The sequence below is a fragment of the Bacillus sp. FDAARGOS_1420 genome (assembly GCF_019344915.1).
In the GTDB taxonomy this organism is placed as follows: domain Bacteria; phylum Bacillota; class Bacilli; order Bacillales; family Bacillaceae_G; genus Bacillus_A; species Bacillus_A mycoides.
Window position 1 is genome coordinate 478,640 of the sequence record NZ_JAHWJB010000002.1, and the last position, 22,819, is coordinate 501,458.

Below are 22,819 nucleotides of genomic sequence, written 5' to 3' on the forward strand. Positions count from 1 at the left end.
TTGAATTGTGATATATTCGTATACTAACTATGAAATTTTTACAAATATATTAAAAAAATTACATAATATAACTAAATATTGAAAATATATTGAATTTTTAATAATATAAAGTATGTAATACATATTTTATATTAGGGGAGGAAATAAGGGATGAAAAAGAAACCATTTAAAGTGTTATCATCAATTGCTTTGACAGCTGTTCTAGGCTTGTCACTTGGTGCTGGAAGTCAGCCTACATATGCTGAAACGCCGGAGAACAAGACAGCTACAAGTCCAGTTGATGATCACTTAATCCCAGAAGAGAGATTAGCAAATGCGCTAAAAAATCGTGGGGTAATTGATTCGTCAGCTTCAGAGACAGAAACAAAGAAAGCTGTCGAAAAGTATGTAGAGAAGAAGAAGGGTGAAAATCCTGGGAAAGAAGCGACAAATGGGGACCAACTTACGAAAGATGCATCTGACTTTTTAAAGAAAGTGAAAGATGCGAAAGCAGAAACGAAAGAAAAAGCAGAGCAACCAGCAAACGGGACTGCAGCAGGAACAGGTCCAGTTAAAGGGGGCTTAAATGGTAAAGTACCAACTTCACCAGCAAAACAAAAAGAGTATAACGGTGAAGTTCGTAAAGACAAAGTACTCGTTTTACTTGTAGAGTACGCTGACTTTAAACATAACAATATTGATAAAGAGCCTGGTTACATGTATTCCAACGATTTTAATAAAGAGCACTATGAAAAAATGTTATTCGGTAATGAGCCGTTTACATTGGATGATGGAAGCAAAATTGAAACGTTTAAACAATACTATGAAGAACAATCTGGTGGTAGCTACACAGTAGATGGAACGGTTACAAAATGGTTAACAGTTCCTGGTAAAGCTGCTGATTACGGTGCAGATGCTGCTACAGGTCATGATAATAAAGGACCAAAAGGACCACGTGATCTAGTGAAAGATGCATTAAAAGCAGCTGTAGATAGCGGTATTGATTTATCAGAGTTTGATCAATTTGATCAATATGATGTAAATGAAGATGGAAATAAAAATCAACCTGATGGTTTAATTGACCACTTAATGATTATTCATGCGGGTGTTGGACAAGAAGCTGGCGGTGGTAAATTAGGTGATGATGCAATTTGGTCACATCGTTGGACAGTTGGACCAAAGCCATTCCCGATTGAAGGAACAAAGTCTAAAGTTCCATATTGGGGCGGAAAGATGGCTGCGTATGACTACACAATTGAACCAGAAGATGGCGCAGTTGGTGTATTCGCACATGAATATGGTCATGATTTAGGTCTTCCGGATGAGTATGATACACAATATAGCGGTCAGGGTGAGCCGATTGAAGCTTGGTCTATTATGAGTGGGGGAAGCTGGGCTGGTAAAATCGCAGGCACAACGCCAACAAGTTTTTCACCGCAAAATAAAGAGTTTTTCCAAAAAACAATCGGTGGTAGCTGGGCGAATATCGCAGAAGTAGATTACGATAAGTTAAACAAAGGTATCGGTTTTGCAACGTATTTAGATCAAAGTGTTACGAAGTCGGATCGTCCAGGCTTGATTCGTGTTAACTTACCGGATAAAGATGTAAAAACGATTGCACCAGCATTCGGTAAACAATATTATTACAGCACAAAAGGTGATGACCTTCACACAAAAATGGAGACACCGCTGTTCGATTTAACGAATGCAACGACTGCGAAATTCGATTACAAATCATTGTATGAGATTGAAGCAGAGTACGATTTCCTTGAAGTACACGCTGTAACAGAAGATGGTCAACAAACGTTAATTGAAAGAATTGGTGAGAAAGCAAATAGTGGAAATGCAGCTACGACAAATGGAAAATGGATTGATAAATCATATGATTTAAGTCAGTTCAAAGGTAAGAAAGTGAAATTAACATTTGATTACATTACTGATGGTGGTTTAGCGTTAAACGGATTCGCTCTTGATAATGCGTCATTAACAGTAGACGGTAAAGTTGCATTCTCTGATGATGCAGAAGGTACACCACAATTTAAATTAAATGGTTTTGTTGTATCTAATGGAACGGAGAAGAAAAAACATAACTACTATGTAGAGTGGAGAAACTATGCTGGTGCAGATAAAGCATTGAAATTTGCGCGTGGTCCAGAATATAACACTGGTATGGTTGTATGGTATGCGGATTCAGCTTACACAGATAACTGGGTGGGTGTACATCCAGGACAAGGTTTCCTTGGTGTAGTTGATTCTCATCCAGAAGCAATTGTAGGAACTTTAAATGGTAAACCAACAGTTAAGAGTAGTACACGATTCCAAATCGCTGATGCGGCGTTCTCATTCGATAAAACGCCAGCTTGGAAAGTTGTATCTCCAACGCGTGGAACGTTTACGTACAATGGTTTAGCGGGCGTACCGAAGTTTGATGATTCTAAAGCGTATATTAATCAGCAGATTCCAGATGCAGGACGTATTTTACCGAATCTTGGCCTGAAGTTTGAAGTAGTAGGACAAGCTGATGATAATTCTGCAGGTGCTGTTCGTTTATATCGTTAATACAGTAAAACTACCGAGAGATTTTCTTTCGGTAGTTTTTTTGTGAGCAATGAATTTTATATAAAGTAAAAAGTCATATATAATGTAACTTTACGAATAGAAATTTGTTACATATAAAGTCTATATAGATAATGAAAGAATTGTATAAAGTGAAACTTTAATCAGTGGAGGTTTTGTCCATCCCTACTGATTATTAGCACGACCTCGCCTAACTTCCTTGAATTAGCTGGATTTTGAGGTGAGAGTCTTACTGCTCGTTAATAGCGGGATAAACATGGCGGGAGAAGGTGAGTGAATGAGTATTTCCTCTATTGTAAATAAACAAAAGGAATATTTTTATAAAGGACATACGAGAAGTGTAGAGACGAGAAAGAATAATTTGCAGAAGCTTTATGAAGGAATTCAGCGTTTTGAAGGTGAGATTTTTCAAGCGTTGAAATTAGATTTGAATAAATCAGTTCACGAATCATTTACAACAGAAATTGGATATGTACTAAAAGAGATTTCTTTTCAAATGAAGCATATTTCATCTTGGAGTAAACCAAAGCGTGTTCGCACAGCTCTTACTCATTTTGGATCGAAGGGGAAAGTGGTGCCAGAACCGTATGGTGTGACGCTTATTATCGCACCGTGGAACTATCCGTTTCAATTAGCAATTGCACCACTCGTAGGAGCATTGGCAGCTGGCAATACAGTCGTTTTAAAGCCGTCAGAGTTAACGCCAAACGTTTCAAAAGTGCTTACGAGAATGTCAGGTGAATTATTCCCAGAAGAGCTTGTATCGGTAGTAGAAGGCGGCGTAGAGGAAAGCACTGCACTTTTAAAGGAACCGTTTGACTATATTTTCTTTACAGGTAGTGTTGGTGTTGGAAAAGTTGTGATGGAAGCAGCGGCGAAAAAATTAACGCCTCTTACGTTAGAGCTTGGCGGGAAAAGCCCATGTATTGTACATAAAGATGCAAAGCTAGATGTAACCGCAAGACGTATCGTTTGGGGCAAGTTTTTGAATGCTGGGCAGACGTGTGTAGCGCCTGATTATATGTACGTTCATTCTTCAGTGAAAGAGCAGTTAATCGAGGCATTACGACATGAAATCGCAGAGCAATATGGAAAAGATGCTTTGCAAAATGACAATTATGTGCGAATTGTAAGTGAGCGTCATTTTGAACGTCTATGTACATTTTTACAAGACGGTAAACCTGTGATTGGCGGGAATTATACGAAAGAAACATTACACATCGAGCCGACAGTGTTAACGAATGTTACATGGCAAAGTGCTGTTATGGAAGATGAAATTTTTGGGCCGATTTTACCAATTATAGAATATGACAAAATAGAAGAGGTAATTGAAACGATTCAGCACCATCCAAAGCCGTTAGCACTATATGTATTTTCTGAAGATAGAAAAGTGCAAAAGAAAGTGACGAGTAATATTTCATATGGCGGAGGATGTATAAATGATGTCGTATATCATCTTGCAACGCCATATTTACCTTTTGGGGGCGTTGGAAGTAGTGGATTAGGCAGCTATCATGGTGAACAAAGTTTTCGGACTTTTTCCCATTATAAAAGCATTTTGTCCCAATCTACAGCATTCGACATGAAAATTCGTTACTCTTCTACAAAAAGTGCTTTAAAATTCATACGAAAGTTGTTAAAATGATGATGGTGTTTATCAGTAGGCGTAGCCGTATGATAAAAACCCCTTCGCAACTGAAGGGGTTTTTCTGTTCGACATATGTATCATGCGAAAATGAATCAAACATACTACATAAAGAATAGAAGAGAACGCTGCTAAACAACCATTTTTGTTTGGATCGAAACAAAAAAATAGTCTATAGAACATAAATATTTATTCATGAATATAAAAATTAAAATTTAAGGTAGATAGGACGGGAAAATGAAAAAGATTATTAAAGTTGAAGCAGTAGAAAAACATTTTGGAAATCAAGTGATTATCCCCCCTCTTTCTTTAGATATTAAAGAAGGAGAATTTTTAACAATTTTAGGACCGAGTGGTTGCGGGAAAACGACTTTACTTCGTATGATCGCAGGATTTGAAACCCCAACTAAAGGGAATCTTTTATTAGATGATGAAAAGATTAACGATTTGCCGCCATACAAGCGTCATATGAATTTAGTGTTCCAACATTACGCACTATTCCCACATATGAATGTTGAAAAAAATATTTGTTTCGGTATGAAAATGCAAAAAGTATCAGCAGCAGAACAGAAAGAACGTGCGGAAGAGGCAATGCGTTTAACGCAGTTACTTGAGTTCCGTAATCGTAAACCTTCGAAGCTTTCTGGTGGACAGCAGCAGCGTGTAGCAATTGCAAGAGCAATTGTAAACAACCCACGTGTATTACTATTAGATGAGCCACTTGGAGCGCTTGACTTTAAGTTAAGAAAAGATTTGCAACGTGAATTGAAAAACTTACAACGTAATTTAGGAATTACATTCATATATGTAACGCACGATCAAGAAGAAGCGATGAGTATGAGTGATCGTATTGTCGTTATGAATAAAGGGCATATCGAACAAGTCGGCACGCCTAAAGAAATTTACAATAAGCCGAAAACATTGTTTGTTGCGACGTTCATCGGTGAAAATAATATCGTGAAAAATGGGGAAAACTACGTAGCAGTTCGCCCTGAAAATGTAAAAGTTCGCTCGGTTGAAGAGCCAATTTTAAAAGAATACCATCTTGGACATATTGAAGATATTGAATTTGTTGGAAATATGGAAAAGCTATATGTACGTGAGGAGAAAACAGCGGAATTACTAATGGCATACCAAACTGCTGAAGAAGCAACGCAGTGGAGCATTGGAGATAATGTATATGTAGGCTGGGAGCAAGAGGACGAGGTGACCTTAAATTGAAGAAAGGGAAATTACTCGCATTACCTACAGTCGTATGGCTGTTACTCTTCTTCCTAATTCCACTTCTGTTCGTATTAGCATTTGCCTTCATGCAGCGCGGAGCATACGGGACAGTGGAAATGAAATTTACATTAGATAACATAGCACGAGTGTTTGATCCATTATATATGGGGACATTATGGGAAACAGTGAAGATAGCTGTTATTACGACAGTACTATGTTTATTAATCGGTTATCCATTCGCCTATACAATTACAATTGTTGATCGTAAATATCGTTCTATCCTTCTATTATTGGCGACGATTCCGTTCTGGATTAACTTTCTTGTTCGTTCATACGCATGGATTGTTATTTTACGTTCACAAGGTCTTGTAAACACATTGCTATTGAAACTAGGTATTATTAGTGAACCTTTAAATCTGTTATACAATACACCTTCTGTAATACTCGGAATGGTATATTCTTTATTGCCATTTATGATTTTACCAGTGTATGCAGCAATTGAGCAGCTTGATAAGCGTAAGCTAGAGGCGGCTTATGATTTAGGAGCAACACCAGTAAAGGCATTTTGGAATGTAACAGTACCGATGACGATGTCAGGGATTACAACTGGTTCTATTTTAGTATTCGTTTCTTCTATCGGAATGTTTGTTGTATCAGACGTTATGGGTGGATCGAAAGTAGCATTAATCGGAAACGTAATTCAAAACCAATTCTTAGGTTCACGTGACTGGCCGTTTGGTTCCGCGTTATCTATGATTGTTGTTCTATTCTCTGTTCTGTTAATTTACTTATATTATCGTGCAACGAAAGTATATAAATATGATGGAAACGGAGGGGAATAGGCAAAAATGAAGAAGTTTTTAGTTTCTTATTCTTGGTTAATCTTATTGTTTTTGTATTTTCCAATGATGGTTTTAATGGTATATTCCTTCAATGATTCTCGCATTAATGCGGAATGGGAGGGCTTTACACTCCATTGGTATACAGATTTATTTCAAAAACAAGATGTTATTGATGCGTTTGTAAATAGTATTACGATTGCTCTTATAACGACAATTGTGACGACAGTTCTTGGTGTGATTTTTGCTATTGCAATACACCGTTACAAATATCGTTTTGAAGGGGCCATTAACGGTCTTGTATATTTACCAATTTTAATTCCTGATATTTTAATGGGATTATCTTTACTTATCCTATTTAGTCAATTAGGTATAGAACTTGGAAAAACAACAATTATTATTGCACACATTACATTCAGTATTTCATTTGTTGTTGTTATTTTAGCGGCACGTCTTTCTGGTATGGGACGTGATTTAGAAGAGGCTGCAAACGATTTAGGAGCAACGCCGTGGCAAACGTTTCGTTATGTAACGTTTCCAGCAATTGCACCAGGAGTTATTTCAGCCGCATTATTAACATTCACATTATCGATTGATGATTTTGTAATTAGTTTCTTCGTATCAGGACCAGGATCAACAACATTGCCATTATACATTTATAGTATGGTTAAGCGCGGAGTATCACCTGAAATTAATGCTCTTTCTACAATATTAATTGTTGTAATTGTAGGATTAATGGTGCTATCGGAAATCTTCCGTAATAAAGGTGCAGACGGTGAAGAAAACTCTGGAGGACACCTTCCTTTATAATACGAATGATATAGAAAGAACGAGGAGGTAATAAACCGATGAAATTAGTGAAGAGATTAGCTGGTATAGCAATTAGCTTCAGTCTTGCTGCAGGTGTACTTGCTGGTTGTGGTGAGAAAAAAGAAGAATTAAACATTTATAGCTGGGCTGACAATTTTGATGAGCAAGTTTTAAAAGATTTTGAAAAGAAATATAACGTGAAAATTAACTATGATAAATATGCAAGTAATGAAGAAATGCTTGCGAAATTACAAGCTGGTGGCGCGACATATGATTTAATTCAGCCATCTGATTACATGGTGAAAACGATGGCGAAGATGGACTTATTAGCGCCTTTAGATAAGAAGAATATCCCGAACATCGAGAACCTTGTTTCTAACTTTAAAACACCTGCGTTTGATCCAGAGAATAAGTATTCTCTAGTATATACTTGGGGTGTAACAGGAATTGCATACAATAAAAAGTATGTGAAAGAAGCACCTACAAGCTGGAATGATTTATGGAACGAGAAATATAAAGGACATGTTACTTTATTAAACGATTCTCGTGAAGTATTAGGAATGGGACTTAAGAAAAATGGTTTCTCTAATAGCACGAAAGAGGATGCACAGTTAAAGACAGCGTCTGCTGATTTGCAGAAGCTACTTCCAAACTTATTAGCATTCGATACAGATAACATTAAACAAAAATTCATTACAGAAGATGCTTGGATCGGGACTGTATGGTCTGGAGACGCAGCATTCATCGCGAAAGACAATAAAGATGTAGGATACGTTGTACCAAAAGAAGGCGGCACAATTTGGGCTGACACGTTAGCAATTCCAAAAGGTGCAAAAAACAAAGAGCTTGCAGAGAAGTTTATGAACTACTTATTAGATGAAAAAGTAAGTGTGAAAAACTACGAGTCAATTGGTTACAGTAATCCAAATGAAAAAGCTCATCCTCTTCATAGTAAAGAATATCGTGATAATCACATGATCTTCTTAACAAAAGAAGAATTAGATCGTACAGAATGGCTTGTTGATGTAGACGATAAGTTAAAAGACTACGATCGCTACTGGACAGAGCTGAAAACAAAAGGTAAATAAGTAAGAAAATGCGGTTTCTAAAGTAGAAATCGCATTTTTTCATAGTAGGAGGAAATCGATTGAAGAAAAAGTTACATCAGTATGAGTTCATGTGTATGATTTTATTACTTGCTTTATTCGGCATTATCGCTTGGAGAGTACAAGCAAGCGGAGTTACAGCAGTGGATACATATGTCCGAGGGATGGTAAAAGGATTACAAACAGAAAGCTCAATTACATTCTTCACATATTTTACAAAGTTAGGATCTGCAATTGGAGTTATAACGACACTAATTATAAGTTTGCTCGTTTTTTGGAAAAAACGTTATTATGCTGCTATGATCGTGTATCCAATGGCTATATTAACGACACATCTTGTTAATAAAGGGATAAAAGAAATTGTAAAAAGAGACCGTCCATCATTAAACGAGGCACTTGATGCACTTGGATATAGCTTCCCGAGTGGACATGCAATGCTATCTATTATGACATTTGGTTTTCTTGCCTATATCATTGCTGCGAATTTGAAGAGTGTAGCTGGAAAATGTGGTATTACGATTTCAATGGGCATATTAATTATATTGATTGGATTAAGTAGAGTCATTTTAAATGTTCATTATCCAACTGATATTTTAGCAGGTTACTGCGTAGGTGGTATTTTGTTAATTATAGCAATTTATTGTCATCGTTTACTTACCGAGAGGCTTCAGCTTAATAACGAGAGATAGAAAAACGTCTAAAAAAACTATAATTATAGTTTTTTTAGACGTTTTTTGTTTATATGGAGATGTGATACAGTATAAATGATAAGTGAATTATATAAAGTAGGTGAAAATGTGTGAAGACAAATGTACATAAAATTGATAAGTGGGGGAAGTTAGGAACTTTTTTGTATCAATTTCGTTATACAGTAATTGTAGCATTACTACTACTTGCGATAGTGCTCGGTATTTTTGCTCCAAAACTTCCAGGAGTATTGGGCGGTGATGGTTTCCAAACAGAAGGGGATTATCAAAAGACGAAGGAAATTTTAGATAAAGATTTTAAGCAGTCTCAGGATACACTTTTACTCATTTTTGAGAAGAACAAGAATGCTTCACATGAGGAGTTTCAAAAAGGTATAGAGGGAATTATAAAACATATTCAAGAGAAAGAAACGTATGAGTCTTTCCATCATCCGATAGAAAATAAAGTGATGCTACAAGATGATATCGGTTATGCGACGATTTTATTTTCCGGGAAAACAAATAAAGAACGAATGGAAAAGACATTACAATTTGCCGGAAAAATCGAGAAGGAAAGTAATAGCGTATTAAAAGTAACACCGACAGGATATCCGAAAATTAATCAAGAGATTAATGAAAGAACGCAAAATGATTTAAAAGTAGCAGAGATGATTGGATTACCTATTGCTTTTCTCGTACTATTATTCTCATTTGGTAGTCTGATTGCTTCTATTTTACCGATTGTAAATGGTGCGCTTAGTGTAATTAGTACGATGGGGATTTTATATTTTATAGGTAGTGATAAAGAGCTATCTATTTTCGTGTTAAATGTTGCGCCGATGATTGGGCTCGCATTATCAATTGATTTTGCACTGTTATTTGTAAATCGTTTTCGAGAGGAAGTTACGAGGAGAACAGTGAAAGAAGCGATAGCGATTACGTATCAAACGGCAGGGCGTGCTATCGTATTTTCAGGGTTATGTGTATTCGTCGGTTTATCAGGCTTATTTTTCTTTAAGATAGATTATATTCAGTCTGTTGCTATTAGCGGGATGATTGTCGTTATTATGAGCATTTTGTTTTCGCTCACACTTCTTCCAGCGTTATTATCTTTAATTGGTAAAAGGATATTAAAAAAGAATCAGGCGGCGCCTACCCCATCAAATGTATGGCGTAAATTTGCACAGTTTGTAATGAAACATCCAATCGTCATGATTATTGTTGTTACAACATTTATTGTTATTTGTTTATTACCGCTACGTACAGCTAACTTGCAGTTTCCTGGTGTTGAAGCGTTACCTGAAAAGAGTGATACGAGAGTTGCATTTGAGAAGTATGAAGAAGCCTTTAATAAAACTGTCCAAACACACGCTGATGTTACATTAGTAGTAGAGACGAAGAAAAACATAACAGAAAAAGAAAGTTTACAAAAGATAGAAGCTGTTGTTCAAAAGTTAAAAGATGATAAGCAAGTATATAAGGTGAAAAGTGTATATGACGGGCTAAATGGAATGAAAGCAGATCAAGTTGCTGGAATATTGCAGTCGCCAGAAGCTGCGAAAATAGCTCCTGTATTTGAAGCGTATACGAAAGGAAATAAAACAACAATGGAAGTCTTTTTGGATACGAAGCCAAGTACAGAAACTGCAAAACAATGGGTTCGTGATTTCAAAAAGAATTATAAAGAAAATGATGTTACTTATTATTTGGGCGGTATGACAACGTTCCAGCAAGAGTTAGAAGATGAAATTAAAGATAAAGTTGCAATTGGTATGTCTGTTATATTTGGATCAACCTTTGTCATTTTATTATTCGCATTCCGCTCTATACTCATTCCAATTAAAGCTATTATTATGAACGTACTTAGTTTAAGTGCAACAATTGGAATTGTTATTTGGTTATTTGAAGGTGGCCATTTCGGATTAGAAGAGAGTTCAGTTTTATTTGTATTACCAATCTTTATTTTCGGCCTCGTATTTGGGCTTAGCATGGATTATGAAGTATTTCTTATTTCACGTATTCATGAGCTTTATGAAGAAACAGGAGATAACGATCAAGCAACGTTAGAAGGGCTTGTATCGACAAGTAGAATTATTACGTCCGCTGCTTTAATTATGATTGTTGTTACCGGTGCGTTCGCCTTTACTGATATTTTACCAGTAAAGCAGATGGGGCTTGGGGTTGCATTAGCAATATTTCTTGATGCAACAATTATCCGTCTTATGCTCGTACCAAGTTTAATGAAATTGTTTGGGGATTGGAACTGGTGGCTACCATTTCGAAAGAAAAGAGAAAAATCATCATAAAAAAACTCATCTATAAGATGAGTTTTTTTTATGAATAGCAGGGCCTATATTTTGCGCATAGTATGTGATAAGAAGATTACATACAAGTAGGTGAAGGCAATGTTTCGTTATTTTAAGTTTAAGCTAAATGATACAGTACAGTTTGCTGAAAACGATGGGCATATGTATCGCATTGTCGGTTATCGGTTAGAAAAAGGGTTTTACCCAAAAGATGAATGGACTCATATTATTTATGAACTACTTAGAGAATTTGACGGGTATACGATGGATGCGGAAGAAGAGGAAATTGTAAAAGTTATTCAAGTAGAGGATGAGTATTATAAAATACAAGAAGTATCGGGGTATCGTTATCCAGTAAAAATGAAGCAAAAGCAGCAAGTTATGAAAGGAGAGAAAATAGACGACTTATTAGATACGTACAACGACTATAAACGATTGGCGGATTTCTTTAAAGATTTGTTGTATGAACAAAAAGCTGAAGAAGTGTTGCAGGAGATGAAAAGGCTTAGAGCGTGAGGGGACAGTCGATTATAAGACTGTCCTCTATTTTTGACGGTGCATCAAAGTATGTTTTCCGTTACAATGAGAGAATCAATAGAAATAAGGTGATTATAGTATGGAAACAAAGAAAAAGGGCGAATGGTGCGAAATTACGGTTCCAGCGACGTGGAATGGTATAAGTATTGAGTCGTTGTTAAAAATGGAATGGGAAGTACCAAAAAAGTTATTACATCAACTTCGTATGGAAAAAGGTGTTACGGTTAACGGAGAACAAAGGAGATGGAATGAACTTTTAAAAGAAGGAGATAAGTTACAAGTTCATATGTTTATGGAGGAGGAGTACGGCGTAGAGCCGGAATATGGTGAATTAAATGTAGTGTTTGAAGACGATCACGTACTCATTGTAAATAAGCAGGGGCAAATGGATACACATCCTTCTGAAAAAAATGGGACGGGAACACTTGCGAATCTTGTTGCTTTTCATTTTCAAATGCAAGGTTTAGAGACGAAGGTTCGGCATATCCATAGATTAGATAAAGATACGACAGGTGGTGTTGTATTCGCAAAACATAGAATTGCGGGTGCAATTATGGATCGTTTATTAATGGAACGGAAAATCAAAAGAACGTATATGGCACTTGTTGAAGGAAAAGTAAAAAAGAAGCAGGGGACAATTGATGCAGCTATCGGAAGAGATCGACATCATGCTACAAGGCGTCGTGTTTCTCCAAAGGGAGACCAAGCTATAACGTATTATAAAGTAGAGAAATATTTTAAAAAACAAAATGCGACGCTCGTAACGTTACAGTTAGAAACCGGTAGAACGCATCAAATTCGCGTTCATATGAGCTATAATGGAAATCCATTAGTTGGGGATGTATTATATGGTGGGCAAACAACATATATGTCCGGGCAAGCGTTACATGCGATGAAGATTAATTTTTTGCATCCGATTACGAAAGAAGAGATCGTTGTTGACGTACCTTTCCCTACAAATTTAAACGATACAATGAAAAAATTTGAAAGAGAAAATGGGTAAAGTGTAAATTTAAAGTTGAAAAAGGTAGATTTTTGCAGGGATTTCTCTAAAAGAGGCGAAGCCGTTAAGAGAAAAGAGAGGTGAGAATTACTTGATCAAATATAAATATATGCTAGGGATATTTTTCGCTTGTCTTTTACTTACTCTATGTATTTATCCATATTTACCAACTCGTATGGCAGTGCATTGGAACGAGAATGGTGGAGCTAACGAGTTTATGAGTAAACAAGTTGTCGTATTATTTATCCCTGTCCTTATTATTATTTTACATGGATTAGTATATGTTATTTTACATAATATATATAAGTTTAATGAAGGGGAGTACTTCATTATAAATGGATTTATAAAGAGTATTACTTTATTTATGATGTTTGTCCATATACTAATTCTCTTTATTAATTTGGGAAGTATTATATCCTTTCAGACAGGACTAACGATAGGAATTAGTATGTTTCTTTTTATGTTTAGTAAAGTGTTTAAAAAGGTGAAGGATAGAGAGAAAGAACCGATCAAATTACAAAAAATCCGTTTAGTTAGTAGGCGAATCTTTCAAGTGATGGCATGTAGTATATTATTTTCGTTGCTTTTGAGCCTGAAGTGGGGATTTTACTTGTTAATTAGTGTAATAATTTGCGGGTCTATTTTGTTTATGTTCTACATTTTATACGCATACATATTAGAAAGCTATGAAACATAAAAAAAGAGTCTTCTAGGAGAAGACTCTTTTTTCTATTTACTTCGTAATAAATTGTTGTGTCCAGTAGTTTCCGCTTTCTACATAGCCAACACCGATATGAGTGAAGCCACTATTTAAGATGTTTGCACGGTGTCCAGCACTGTTCATCCAAGCTTGTACAACTTCTTCTGGTGTACGTTGACCTTGGGCGATGTTTTCACCTGCAGATTTATAAGAAATACCAAATTTCTTCATCATGTCAAACGGAGACCCGTATGTAGGGCTGTTATGATCAAAGTAGTTGTTTTTTTGCATATCTTCAGACTTAATGCGTGCTACTTTGCTTAATTCAGTATCGATTTGTAATGCTGATAAGCCTTGTTTTGTACGCTCTGCGTTTGTTAATTCAACAACACGTTGTTCGAATTCGCTTAAAGATTTTGCTTCTTCAGCAGGCTTTTGCTCAGCAGGTTTTTGTGTTTCAGTTTGAGTATTGTTATTTTCAGCAGGTTTTTGAGCTTCTGGTTTTTGAACTTCTTCAGCAGGCTTTTGTTCAGCTGGTTTTTGAGTTTCCTCAGCAGGCTTTTGAGCTTCTGGCTTAGCTGTTGGTTGTTCAGTAACAACATTTTCAGTAGGCTGTTGACCAGGAATGAAGCAATCTTGTTGGAATTGTCCTTGGTTCCATTGTGCTAATGATTCAACTCCCATAGATTGTAAGAATGCTTGTAATTCTTGTTGGCTCATTTGCTTCATCATCATTTTTGAATGCTGAATATTTTGAACCTTTATGTTAGATGGTTGTACTGTTGCAGCTTGTGCATCTAAAGAAGATACTCCTAAAGTAAGAGCTGTTGCAGCAGCTACAGATAATAAAACACGCTTTTTCATGATGTGTGTCCCCCTATATAAAGTTTTAATTTGTTTTCACACGATTTGTTTTTGACAGCCTGTCTGACTGACCAATTCATCGTAGCATACAATTTGCGAGAAAAAAGATGGAAAAAAATTCATAGACTTAAAATTTTCCTAATTTATCCTAAGAGGAGGAAAGGGATGAAATAAGAGAAACATAGAGTATAAAAGGAATTTTTAGCATTTTTATACTTGGTTTTAAGAGGAGGTTTTTGGATAAATGTACCTATATTAAAAATAAAGAATCCTATTGTATCAATGATTTGAGCATTTTTTTGAGGAATATACTGGATGTATTTTTACAAAACTGTAATGTTTCTGTTGTTCTTTTTTATAATAAAGTAACATATTTTTAATGTTGTAGCAGACAAAAAAGCGGCTATCTCTTTACATAGACGAAGGAGATAGCCGTTTTCCTATTATTACGTATGTTACGAGTTATTACGAGTTGGTTTCAATTGCTTCTAATAATAGATCTACAATGTGAATTCCTCTCATTTTATGAGAAAGATCTTCTCGTTCAATACCTAGTTTCATTTGTAATAGACATCCAGGATTTGCAGTAACAATTGTCCCTGCCTCTGTTTCATGCACACGGTCCATTTTGTAATCTAGAAACTCCATTGATAACTCTGAATGAACAATATTATAAATACCAGCAGAACCACAGCAGCGGTCTGCATCTTTCATTTCACGATAGATTGCACCTTTGATGGCCTCTAGTAACATACGAGGTTCAGAGGATGTTCGCATAACATTACGTAAATGACAAGAGTCTTGATACGTAATAATTTGCGGCGGGAGTCGTAAATCAGTTCGTTTATGGAAATCTAGTTCTACTAATATAGCAGTAATATCTTTAATTTTAGAAACAAACTGCTTTGCGCGTTCTGCCCACTCTGGATCATCCTTTAGTAAATAATCATAATCTACGAGATAAGCTCCGCAACCACCTGCATTCGTAATAATATAGTCGATGTTTAAATCTTCGAATGCTTCGATATTTCGCTTCGCTAATTCTTTTGCTCCACTTTTTTCACCAGCATGCCCATGTAATGCCCCGCAGCAACTTTGTGTTTTCGGAATAACGATATCACAACCAGCTAACTGAAGAAGTTTCATCGTTGCGTTATTTGTTTCTAAAAACATCGTATCCATTAAACAGCCTGTGAAGAATGCAACTTGTTTCTTCTTTGCCACCTCAGCAGGTAAAAATTCAGGACGATCTTTCATTGCTTTCATTTTAGGGACTTTTGGCAAAACGAGGTCCATCGTTGCAAGTGTTTCAGGGAATAACTTCATAATACCTGTTTTATGTGTTAGCGTTTGTAAACCAGAACGCTGGTAAAATCCGATTAGTCCTGTTAATGTTCGCATTCGGTTTTGATGCGGGAATAGTCCTTCAAAAACAACTTTACGAACAGCTCTCACGGGCATGGAGAACTTTTTATTTTGATTAATAATATCACGAGCTTCTTCTAATAAATGTCCATAATTCACACCAGACGGACAAACAGGTTCACAAGCGCGGCAGCCAAGGCAAACATTTAATGTATCTTCAACATCTTCATCCGGCTCAATTAAACCATCAGCGACGGCTTTCATTAAGGCGATACGTCCGCGTGGGGAATGTGATTCTTTATACCCAGATTGAATGTAAGTAGGGCAAGTTGGTAAACAAAAGCCGCATCGCATACAGTTTAGTAGTTCATCTTCACTTAATCGTTCTTTAAATTCCTTTTGAATGTTTTCTTTATTTAATGTGGTCATCGCTCAACCACCACTCTTTTACGAGAGTCTTTCGCGAACATCTTTCCAGGATTCATAATGTTGTTTGGGTCGAAGGCTTGTTTAATCCCTTGCATAGCAGCAATACCTTCTTTACCTAATTTCATTTCTAAATATGGAGCTTTCATCGCGCCAACACCATGTTCACCAGTAATCGTACCACCAAGCTCAATCGCTTTCGCAAATATTTCAGCAAAAGCTTGTTCAGCACGATGCATTTCTTCTTTATTACGGGCATCTGTCATACAAGTTGGGTGCAAATTGCCATCACCAGCATGACCAAAAGTGCAAATAGGAATATTATATTTCTTTGCAATTGCATTAATTGCTTCAACCATTGGAGCGATTTGTGAACGTGGTACAGTTGCATCTTCTAATATTGTTGTCGGTTTTAGTCTTGCAAGTGCTGATAGTGCACTACGGCGTGCGGTACGAAGCGCATCTGCTTCGGCTTCATCTTTTGCAACGCGAACATCGACCGCATTCATAGCACGGCAAACGTTAGCCATTTTTTCGATATCTCGATTGACAACCTCGGGCGGGCCATCTTGTTCAATTAATAAAATTGCTTTGACGTCAGTTGGTAAACCGATTTGTGCAAACTCTTCTACAACTTCAATTGTCGGTTGATCTAAAAACTCAAGTGTCGCCGGAATAATTTTATTTGCAATAATAGCAGAAACAGCTCGAGCAGCTTCGTTAATATCTTCATATAGCGCAAGCATCGTTTTCTTCGTTTCAGGCATAGGGACAAGTTTTAATATAGCTCCCGTAACAACACCAAGTGTTCCTTCAGAACCAATAAATAAACGAGTTAAATCATAACCAGCTACATCTTTTGCTAATTTACCGCCAGTGCGAATGATATCGCCGTTCGGTAAAACAATTTCAAGCCCCATTACATAATCACGTGTTACGCCATATTTTAAACCGCGTAATCCGCCGGAGTTTTCATTAATGTTACCGCCGATTGTAGAAATTTTCATCGAGCTTGGATCTGGTGGATAAAATAAACCTTTTTCTTCTACTGCTTTAATAATATCAAGTGTAATGACACCAGCTTGTACGGTAATTGTTAAATTCTCTTCATCAATTTCTAAAATATTGTTCATATGGCGGAAAATAAGGACGATACCGCCTTCTAGTGGACAAGTTCCTGCACAAAGGTTTGTTCCAGAACCACGAACATACACAGGGATTTTCTGAGCGTTACATACTTTTAACACTTCAGCTACTTCATTTGTATTACGAGGAGCAATGACTGCATCAGGCATCGCTTGGAAGTTTGGAGTGGCATCATAACTATAAGTTAAACGCCCCATATTGGATGTATCTACATTATCTTCGCCAACAATAGATACGAATGAATCAATAATTTGCTTTTCTAACATTGGAAATCCCCCTCAAACTGTTAACGTATTTCGTCATAATAAAAAACGTTGTAACAGTGCTTTCATTATAATGATAAAAAAGTTGGAGGATTCTTTCTATGTACAATCATCTAAAGATTAATCTATTTTATCGTTATTTTTTGTATGATTATCTAATAAGAGGAGTGCGAAGTATAAAACATTTAAATCTTTGAATTGTTTCGGGTCAAGTCCTGTATGTTCTTCAATCTTTTTTAGCCTGTAATGCAATGTGTTAATGTGTATATGTAATTGCTCAGCTGTCTGCTTATAAGATTGGTTATAATCGATAAATAAACGTAAAGTGTGCATAAGCTCAGGAGATGATACTAAGTTTTCAATGGTACGTTCTAGAAACTGTTCTCGAGTTCCAGTAGAAATATCTTGTAAGCACATTTCTAAACGTAAATCTTCATTAAATACAATTTTTTTCGTTTCAAGTGATACTGAAAGGGCGCGTAATGCTTGTTCGTACGATAAGTTCATATTGCTTGGCGTAACTGTTTGTCCAATCCCGATATATAAAGTAATAGAAAATAAAGTTTCACAGTCTTGTTTTAACCGTTTTAAAAATTGAAAGGTTTGCTCTTTGGATTGGATTGGATTGTTGTAAACAAAATAAACCGATCATTTCCCCAGCGAACAAATAAATTTTCTTTTGCTAAAATGTTGTGCATATGTTGCCAAATTTTACGCTGGAGCATCGTATTATCTTGGGCGATTGATAATAAAATAAGTTGTTTCTTCTTATATAAATCAATGCCAAGCGTTTTTGCACGATCGAGAAAACTTGGAGACCAGTCTGTATTTTGAAGCCAATCAAAGACAAATGCTTCATAAGACCGGTGCTCAAGTTCTAGTTGTTCTAAAAAGTAGTTTTCATGAATTAATAATTCGGTCATCTTACGTAATATTTCTCCGTATTGTGAAATATTTTCAGGTTCTCCTGTAATTCCAATGACACCGATTACTTCGTCATGGAATAGTAAAGGAAGGTTCATCCCGGCTTTTACACCTTGCAGTCGTCGTTCATCGTCTTTTGTAATAATGACAGTTTTCTTTTGTTTCGCACAGCGGAGTGCACCTTCATGAAATTGACCGATTCTTTCCGCATCTGTACTTGCGATAATAACGCCTTGTATATTAATAATAATAATGTTTTCAGTAATTAATCTGCGTACTTCACGTACAATTTTATTCGCTAAATCAGGAAAAAGCATAATTTACACACCTCAAATTCTATTTGTTGTACATTATATATGTAAGTTTATTAATAAAGGAAGATTTCACATTTTCCACACATTTATTTGTTATTTTACAATTATAACGAAATCATCCGAAGATGGAGGGAATCTTTTGAGAAAGTATGTTTTTCTTCTCTGTTTTTTATTTCTATTAGTAGGGTGTCAAGGAAGTTCGTATACACCGATTGCTAAAGATAAAAGTGTTATTATAACAACGAATATAAAGGAAGGTAGTATTAGTTTTATTGATAAAAAAACAAAGAAGCTATTAACAACATGGGAATTAAATGAGCCGATTGCGGGGGTTACGCTACTTCCAAATGGCGAGGAAATACTTGTTTATGGTAAGCAATTAGAATATATGTATGTATATTCACTAGCAGAAGGAAGAAAAGTGGACAAGTATAAGACTGGAAAAGGAATTGCTAATGTTATCGCATCAGATGATGGAAAACAATTATTTGCTGCCGATCAAAATGAACAAAAGGTAAGGTTCTTTACGGTAAAAGGAAAAGAGACAGGGAGTGTTTCAACAGGAAAAGGGCCGATAACGATGGTAGAGCATTATAACCAGTTATCTGTACTGAACTTTTATGATACGAAACTAACGACCATTGATACAAAGAAAAAAGAAGTGATACAGTCCTTTATGATTCCACCAGCATCAACAGGAGCGACGGTTAGTGCTGATGGGAAAGAAATATGGATTGGTGGACATGGTGATGGAAGTCAAGTGAATGAGAAAGTATTAGTGTATTCTTTACAAAGCGGAGAGATGATGCGTTCTTTACATGCTCCGTTTATGCCTGTGAATATAACAAAGGATGATAAGTATGTATATGCGCTAAGTCACGGTTCAAATACGCTTAGAAAGTTTGATCCAAGTACGTATCAAGAGGTAGGATTTGCAGAAGTGGGATCTAATCCATTTGCATTTTTGAAAAGCGGGGCAGAAGGATATGTAGCAAGTTATGATAGCGATGAAGTATGCGTAATGGATATGAAGAATATGAAAATAAAACAAACAATTAAAGTCGGAAAAGGACCGTTTCAACTCATAGAGAGAGAAGGGGAAGGACAATGAGTAAATATAACGTGCTAGTCGTAGATGACGAAAGTGATATGAGGCAACTTGTCGGAATGTACTTAGATAACTTCGGATACGAGTGGGGAGAAGCTGAAAATGGAAAAGAGGCACTTCGAAAATTAGAGACGGATCATTACGATTTCGTTGTACTAGATATTATGATGCCTGAGATGGATGGGCTTTCAGTTTGTAAAGAGATTCGAAAAACGTCGGATGTACCTATTATATTTTTAACAGCAAAAGGTGAAGAGTGGAATAGGGTGAACGGCTTACGTATGGGAGCAGATGATTATATTGTAAAGCCATTTAGTCCCGGGGAACTAATTGCTCGTATGGAAGCTGTTTTAAGACGATATACAAAGCAAGAACAGCAAGAAGAGGTTCAATTTGGACCGATTCTTATTAATGAAAAAAGTAGGAGGGTCGAGACGAATGGTGAGACGATTCCTCTTACGGTAAAAGAGTTCGATTTACTATATTTTCTTTGCCAACATAATGGACAAGTATTTAGCCGGGAACAATTGCTTGAAAAGGTGTGGGGATATGATTATGCAGGAAGTACAAGAACGGTAGATACGCATGTGAAAACGATGCGTCTAAAGCTAGGAGAAAGTGGAAACTACATTCAAACCGTTTGGGGTGTAGGTTATAAATTTGAGGTGTAACGTATGTTTACGATGGTACAAAAGCTTTGGCTTACAGTAGTATGTGCAGTATGTGTAACAGTTTCCTTTCTTTATTTTGTATCTTTATACTCATATGAAAAGTTATACGTTGATAATTTAAAAGATTCATTAGTAATGGAAGGGAAACGTCTTGCCACGCAATATGATAAGAGCGAAGGAGTATCCACTTTTGAAGAGAAAGTAAGGGCATATGATCAAATATCTAGTTCAGATGTCCTTTTCGTATACAATCCGCGTGATTTAAGCGCATGTTTGCCTTTTGATGTTCACCATCATTCTCTTATAAGTGAAGGGGATAGACAGGCACTATTAGATGGGAAAACTGTGACAAAGATAGGGTATGAAGAACATTTTGATCGTAATATTATGGGTGTTGTCATCCCTGTTTTAGATAATAAAAAATTAGTTGGTATTGTATACTCTTATATTCCTTTAAAAAGTATAAAAGACTTAATATTTGATATGGGTCTTATTTTAGCGCCGTTAGCACTTGCAATGATTTTAATTACAATATGGATTGGTAGAAAAATTATTATCGCCATTACGAGACCGCTTTCGCAAATGGAACGAGTTGCAAATCATTTGGCTACTGGAGATTTCTCAGAGCGGATTACAATTTCTTCAGAAGATGAAATTGGACGATTGGGAAAAGCCTTTAATAAAATGGCAAATTCCTTAGAAACAGAAGATGTAAAGCGTAAGGAATTTTTAGCTAATGTTTCGCATGAACTTAGAACACCGCTTAGTTATATTAAAGGATATAGCGAAGCTATTTTAGACGGTGTAGCGAAGGGGCCGCAGCAGGAAAAAGTAACGCAACTTATTCATAAAGAAGCAGGTCGCATGCAGCGCCTCGTTCATGATTTATTAGATCTAGCGCAGCTAGAAGGTGAACACTTTCCCCTAAAGAAACAACCTATCGTTTTTTCACAGCTTATTGAAGACGTACTAAATACGTACGAGTTACAGTTTGTAGAAAAAACCCTTCGTATTTCAACGAATTTAAATCCTGAAATTATCGTAATGATTGATGAGGATCGTATGCAACAAGTACTTCATAATGTATTAGATAATGCGATACGTTATACAAATCAAAACGGGGATATCATAATAACATTAAAGCAAATCGATGATTATTGTGAATTGCACATAAAAGATACAGGAATAGGTATTGATAGAGAGCATTTAGAAAATCTGGGGGAACGCTTTTACCGAGTAGATAAAGCGAGAAGTCGTCAACACGGTGGAACAGGTTTAGGTCTTGCAATTGTAAGGCAAATTGTTCATATACATGACGGTGAGTGGAGAATAGAAAGTGAAAAAGGTAAGGGCACGACAGTTAGTATTAAATTAAAAGCACAAGATGAGGAGAGCATATTCTAACTTTTGGAATATGCTCTTCATATTGAAGGTAAATAGTTACGCGTAAATGTATTAATTAATATCAAACAAATATCAAAAATTTGACTATTTTATGAACAAAACATTTGTACTTCTTACTAATTCGTTCTAAAATAGTTATGGATGCTAAGTTCTTATAAAACGTTACAATTGTTGTTTGGAAGATACTGAGGTGATTTAACTGGAGTACAAATCTATTAAACCGAAAAAAATTTACGAAGAAGTATCTGAAGCTATTTTAACAATGATTAAAAATGGTACGTTAAAACCTGGTGACAAACTACTTCCTGTTCATCAATTAGCTGAGCAGTTTCAAGTTGGCAGATCTGCTGTTCGTGAAGCGCTAAGTGCGCTAAGAGCAATGGGCTTAATTGAAATGAAACAAGGAGAAGGTACATATGTAAGGAATTTCGATCCTTCTTCATTAACAAAATCACTAAATAACAAGTTATTAATGAAGAAAGAGGATATTTTGAATTTATTAGAAGTACGGAAGGTGCTCGAAGTGGGGGCAGTTCGAGCGGCAGCGGCAAAACGTACGGAAGCTAATTTGCAAAATATGAAGCAGTGGTTAGATGAAATGGCAAAGAGCATTGGAAATGAGAAGGCTGGCGAAAAAGCAGACTTTCATTTTCACATGGGAATTGCAGAATCTTCGCATAATAACATCTTGCTTGAGCTCATGAATCATGTTTCAGAGATGATTGCTGAAACGATTGGTGAATCAAGACGCATTATTTTATATGGTGAACAAACAACATCAGAACGACTTTTAGAAGAGCATCAATCTATATATGATGCGGTGTTAAAGCAAGATGTGGAATTAGCGCAGCAAGCGATGCTAGATCATTTAACAAATGTAGAACATATTGTCACAGGTAAAAGCGATATAAATTCGTAATTT

General features: G+C 36.1%; 18 protein-coding genes and 1 pseudogene. 15 read left to right on the plus strand and 4 right to left on the minus strand.

Annotation, left to right across the window (positions count from 1 at the left end):
* The first annotated feature begins 150 nt into the window (after positions 1 to 150).
* From inhA1 to I6L50_RS12775, 11 genes are all read left to right on the plus strand, one after another.
* The gene (gene inhA1, locus I6L50_RS12725) at positions 151 to 2,538 is read left to right on the plus strand and encodes a M6 family metalloprotease immune inhibitor InhA1 (protein WP_219301754.1); all 2,388 of its coding nucleotides are present in this window, start codon (positions 151 to 153) and stop codon (positions 2,536 to 2,538) included.
* Positions 2,539 to 2,833: 295 nt separating this feature from the next.
* Positions 2,834 to 4,201 (plus strand): aldehyde dehydrogenase, encoded by a 1,368-nt coding sequence (locus I6L50_RS12730; RefSeq protein WP_219301755.1) that lies wholly within the window; start codon positions 2,834 to 2,836, stop codon positions 4,199 to 4,201.
* A 237-nt stretch (positions 4,202 to 4,438) separates the two neighbouring features.
* On the plus strand, positions 4,439 to 5,422 hold the full coding sequence (potA, locus tag I6L50_RS12735; protein ID WP_002030425.1) for a spermidine/putrescine ABC transporter ATP-binding protein PotA: 984 nt from the start codon (positions 4,439 to 4,441) through the stop codon (positions 5,420 to 5,422).
* A complete protein-coding gene (gene potB / locus I6L50_RS12740; protein WP_002126118.1) occupies positions 5,419 to 6,267 on the plus strand; it encodes a spermidine/putrescine ABC transporter permease PotB in 849 nt (282 codons plus the stop codon). Before potA ends, potB begins: the two co-directional genes overlap by 4 nt.
* A 6-nt stretch (positions 6,268 to 6,273) precedes the next feature.
* Positions 6,274 to 7,074: a spermidine/putrescine ABC transporter permease PotC gene (gene potC / locus I6L50_RS12745; RefSeq protein WP_002135065.1), complete on the plus strand. Its 801-nt coding sequence runs from the start codon at positions 6,274 to 6,276 to the stop codon at positions 7,072 to 7,074.
* 38 nt (positions 7,075 to 7,112) lie between these two features.
* Positions 7,113 to 8,162 (plus strand): spermidine/putrescine ABC transporter substrate-binding protein PotD, encoded by a 1,050-nt coding sequence (gene potD / locus I6L50_RS12750; RefSeq protein ID WP_113733595.1) that lies wholly within the window; start codon positions 7,113 to 7,115, stop codon positions 8,160 to 8,162.
* A 59-nt stretch (positions 8,163 to 8,221) separates the two neighbouring features.
* The gene (locus tag I6L50_RS12755; RefSeq protein ID WP_219301756.1) at positions 8,222 to 8,869 is read left to right on the plus strand and encodes a phosphatase PAP2 family protein; all 648 of its coding nucleotides are present in this window, start codon (positions 8,222 to 8,224) and stop codon (positions 8,867 to 8,869) included.
* Positions 8,870 to 8,979: 110 nt separating this feature from the next.
* Positions 8,980 to 11,172 (plus strand): MMPL family transporter, encoded by a 2,193-nt coding sequence (locus tag I6L50_RS12760; RefSeq protein ID WP_219301757.1) that lies wholly within the window; start codon positions 8,980 to 8,982, stop codon positions 11,170 to 11,172.
* A gap of 99 nt (positions 11,173 to 11,271) precedes the next feature.
* Complete coding sequence (locus tag I6L50_RS12765; protein WP_002011605.1) at positions 11,272 to 11,688, plus strand: hypothetical protein; 417 nt, start codon at positions 11,272 to 11,274, stop codon at positions 11,686 to 11,688.
* Between the two features lie 100 nt (positions 11,689 to 11,788).
* Positions 11,789 to 12,712, plus strand: coding sequence for an RluA family pseudouridine synthase (locus tag I6L50_RS12770; RefSeq protein ID WP_201038524.1), 924 nt, complete (start codon positions 11,789 to 11,791; stop codon positions 12,710 to 12,712).
* Between the two features lie 91 nt (positions 12,713 to 12,803).
* Positions 12,804 to 13,409, plus strand: coding sequence for a DUF1648 domain-containing protein (locus I6L50_RS12775; RefSeq protein ID WP_219301758.1), 606 nt, complete (start codon positions 12,804 to 12,806; stop codon positions 13,407 to 13,409).
* A 36-nt stretch (positions 13,410 to 13,445) separates the two neighbouring features.
* Here I6L50_RS12775 and I6L50_RS12780 read toward each other — a convergent pair whose 3' ends face one another.
* From I6L50_RS12780 to I6L50_RS12795, 4 genes and pseudogenes are all read right to left on the minus strand, one after another.
* On the minus strand, positions 13,446 to 14,276 hold the full coding sequence (locus I6L50_RS12780) for a CAP domain-containing protein (RefSeq protein WP_113936960.1): 831 nt from the start codon (positions 14,274 to 14,276) through the stop codon (positions 13,446 to 13,448).
* Between the two features lie 465 nt (positions 14,277 to 14,741).
* A complete protein-coding gene (locus I6L50_RS12785) occupies positions 14,742 to 16,070 on the minus strand; it encodes a (Fe-S)-binding protein (RefSeq protein WP_219301759.1) in 1,329 nt (442 codons plus the stop codon).
* On the minus strand, positions 16,067 to 17,479 hold the full coding sequence (glcD, locus tag I6L50_RS12790) for a glycolate oxidase subunit GlcD (protein ID WP_219301760.1): 1,413 nt from the start codon (positions 17,477 to 17,479) through the stop codon (positions 16,067 to 16,069). The genes I6L50_RS12785 and glcD overlap by 4 nt, the downstream gene beginning before the upstream one ends.
* 117 nt (positions 17,480 to 17,596) lie before the next feature.
* Positions 17,597 to 18,717, minus strand: a pseudogene (locus I6L50_RS12795) (CdaR family transcriptional regulator).
* Between the two features lie 136 nt (positions 18,718 to 18,853).
* Here I6L50_RS12795 and I6L50_RS12800 point away from each other — a divergent pair.
* From I6L50_RS12800 to I6L50_RS12815, 4 genes are all read left to right on the plus strand, one after another.
* Positions 18,854 to 19,825: a YncE family protein gene (locus I6L50_RS12800; protein ID WP_219301761.1), complete on the plus strand. Its 972-nt coding sequence runs from the start codon at positions 18,854 to 18,856 to the stop codon at positions 19,823 to 19,825.
* A complete protein-coding gene (locus I6L50_RS12805; protein WP_219301762.1) occupies positions 19,822 to 20,493 on the plus strand; it encodes a response regulator transcription factor in 672 nt (223 codons plus the stop codon). The genes I6L50_RS12800 and I6L50_RS12805 overlap by 4 nt, the downstream gene beginning before the upstream one ends.
* A gap of 3 nt (positions 20,494 to 20,496) precedes the next feature.
* Positions 20,497 to 21,897, plus strand: coding sequence for a sensor histidine kinase (locus tag I6L50_RS12810; protein ID WP_219301763.1), 1,401 nt, complete (start codon positions 20,497 to 20,499; stop codon positions 21,895 to 21,897).
* 229 nt (positions 21,898 to 22,126) lie between these two features.
* Complete coding sequence (locus I6L50_RS12815) at positions 22,127 to 22,816, plus strand: FadR/GntR family transcriptional regulator (RefSeq protein WP_257475416.1); 690 nt, start codon at positions 22,127 to 22,129, stop codon at positions 22,814 to 22,816.
* Positions 22,817 to 22,819: the final 3 nt, after the last annotated feature.

Excerpts from the sequence above, each read along its gene's own strand:
- inhA1 (WP_219301754.1), top strand. The coding sequence starts at position 151 with ATGAAAAAGAAACCATTTAAAGTGTTATCATCAATTGCTTTGACAGCT.
- I6L50_RS12730 (WP_219301755.1), top strand. The coding sequence starts at position 2,834 with ATGAGTATTTCCTCTATTGTAAATAAACAAAAGGAATATTTTTATAAA.
- potA (WP_002030425.1), top strand. The coding sequence starts at position 4,439 with ATGAAAAAGATTATTAAAGTTGAAGCAGTAGAAAAACATTTTGGAAAT.
- potC (WP_002135065.1), top strand. The coding sequence starts at position 6,274 with ATGAAGAAGTTTTTAGTTTCTTATTCTTGGTTAATCTTATTGTTTTTG.
- potD (WP_113733595.1), top strand. The coding sequence starts at position 7,113 with ATGAAATTAGTGAAGAGATTAGCTGGTATAGCAATTAGCTTCAGTCTT.
- I6L50_RS12765 (WP_002011605.1), top strand. The coding sequence starts at position 11,272 with ATGTTTCGTTATTTTAAGTTTAAGCTAAATGATACAGTACAGTTTGCT.
- I6L50_RS12770 (WP_201038524.1), top strand. The coding sequence starts at position 11,789 with ATGGAAACAAAGAAAAAGGGCGAATGGTGCGAAATTACGGTTCCAGCG.
- I6L50_RS12780 (WP_113936960.1), bottom strand. The coding sequence starts at position 14,276 with ATGAAAAAGCGTGTTTTATTATCTGTAGCTGCTGCAACAGCTCTTACT.
- I6L50_RS12785 (WP_219301759.1), bottom strand. The coding sequence starts at position 16,070 with ATGACCACATTAAATAAAGAAAACATTCAAAAGGAATTTAAAGAACGA.
- glcD (WP_219301760.1), bottom strand. The coding sequence starts at position 17,479 with ATGTTAGAAAAGCAAATTATTGATTCATTCGTATCTATTGTTGGCGAA.
- I6L50_RS12805 (WP_219301762.1), top strand. The coding sequence starts at position 19,822 with ATGAGTAAATATAACGTGCTAGTCGTAGATGACGAAAGTGATATGAGG.
- I6L50_RS12810 (WP_219301763.1), top strand. The coding sequence starts at position 20,497 with ATGTTTACGATGGTACAAAAGCTTTGGCTTACAGTAGTATGTGCAGTA.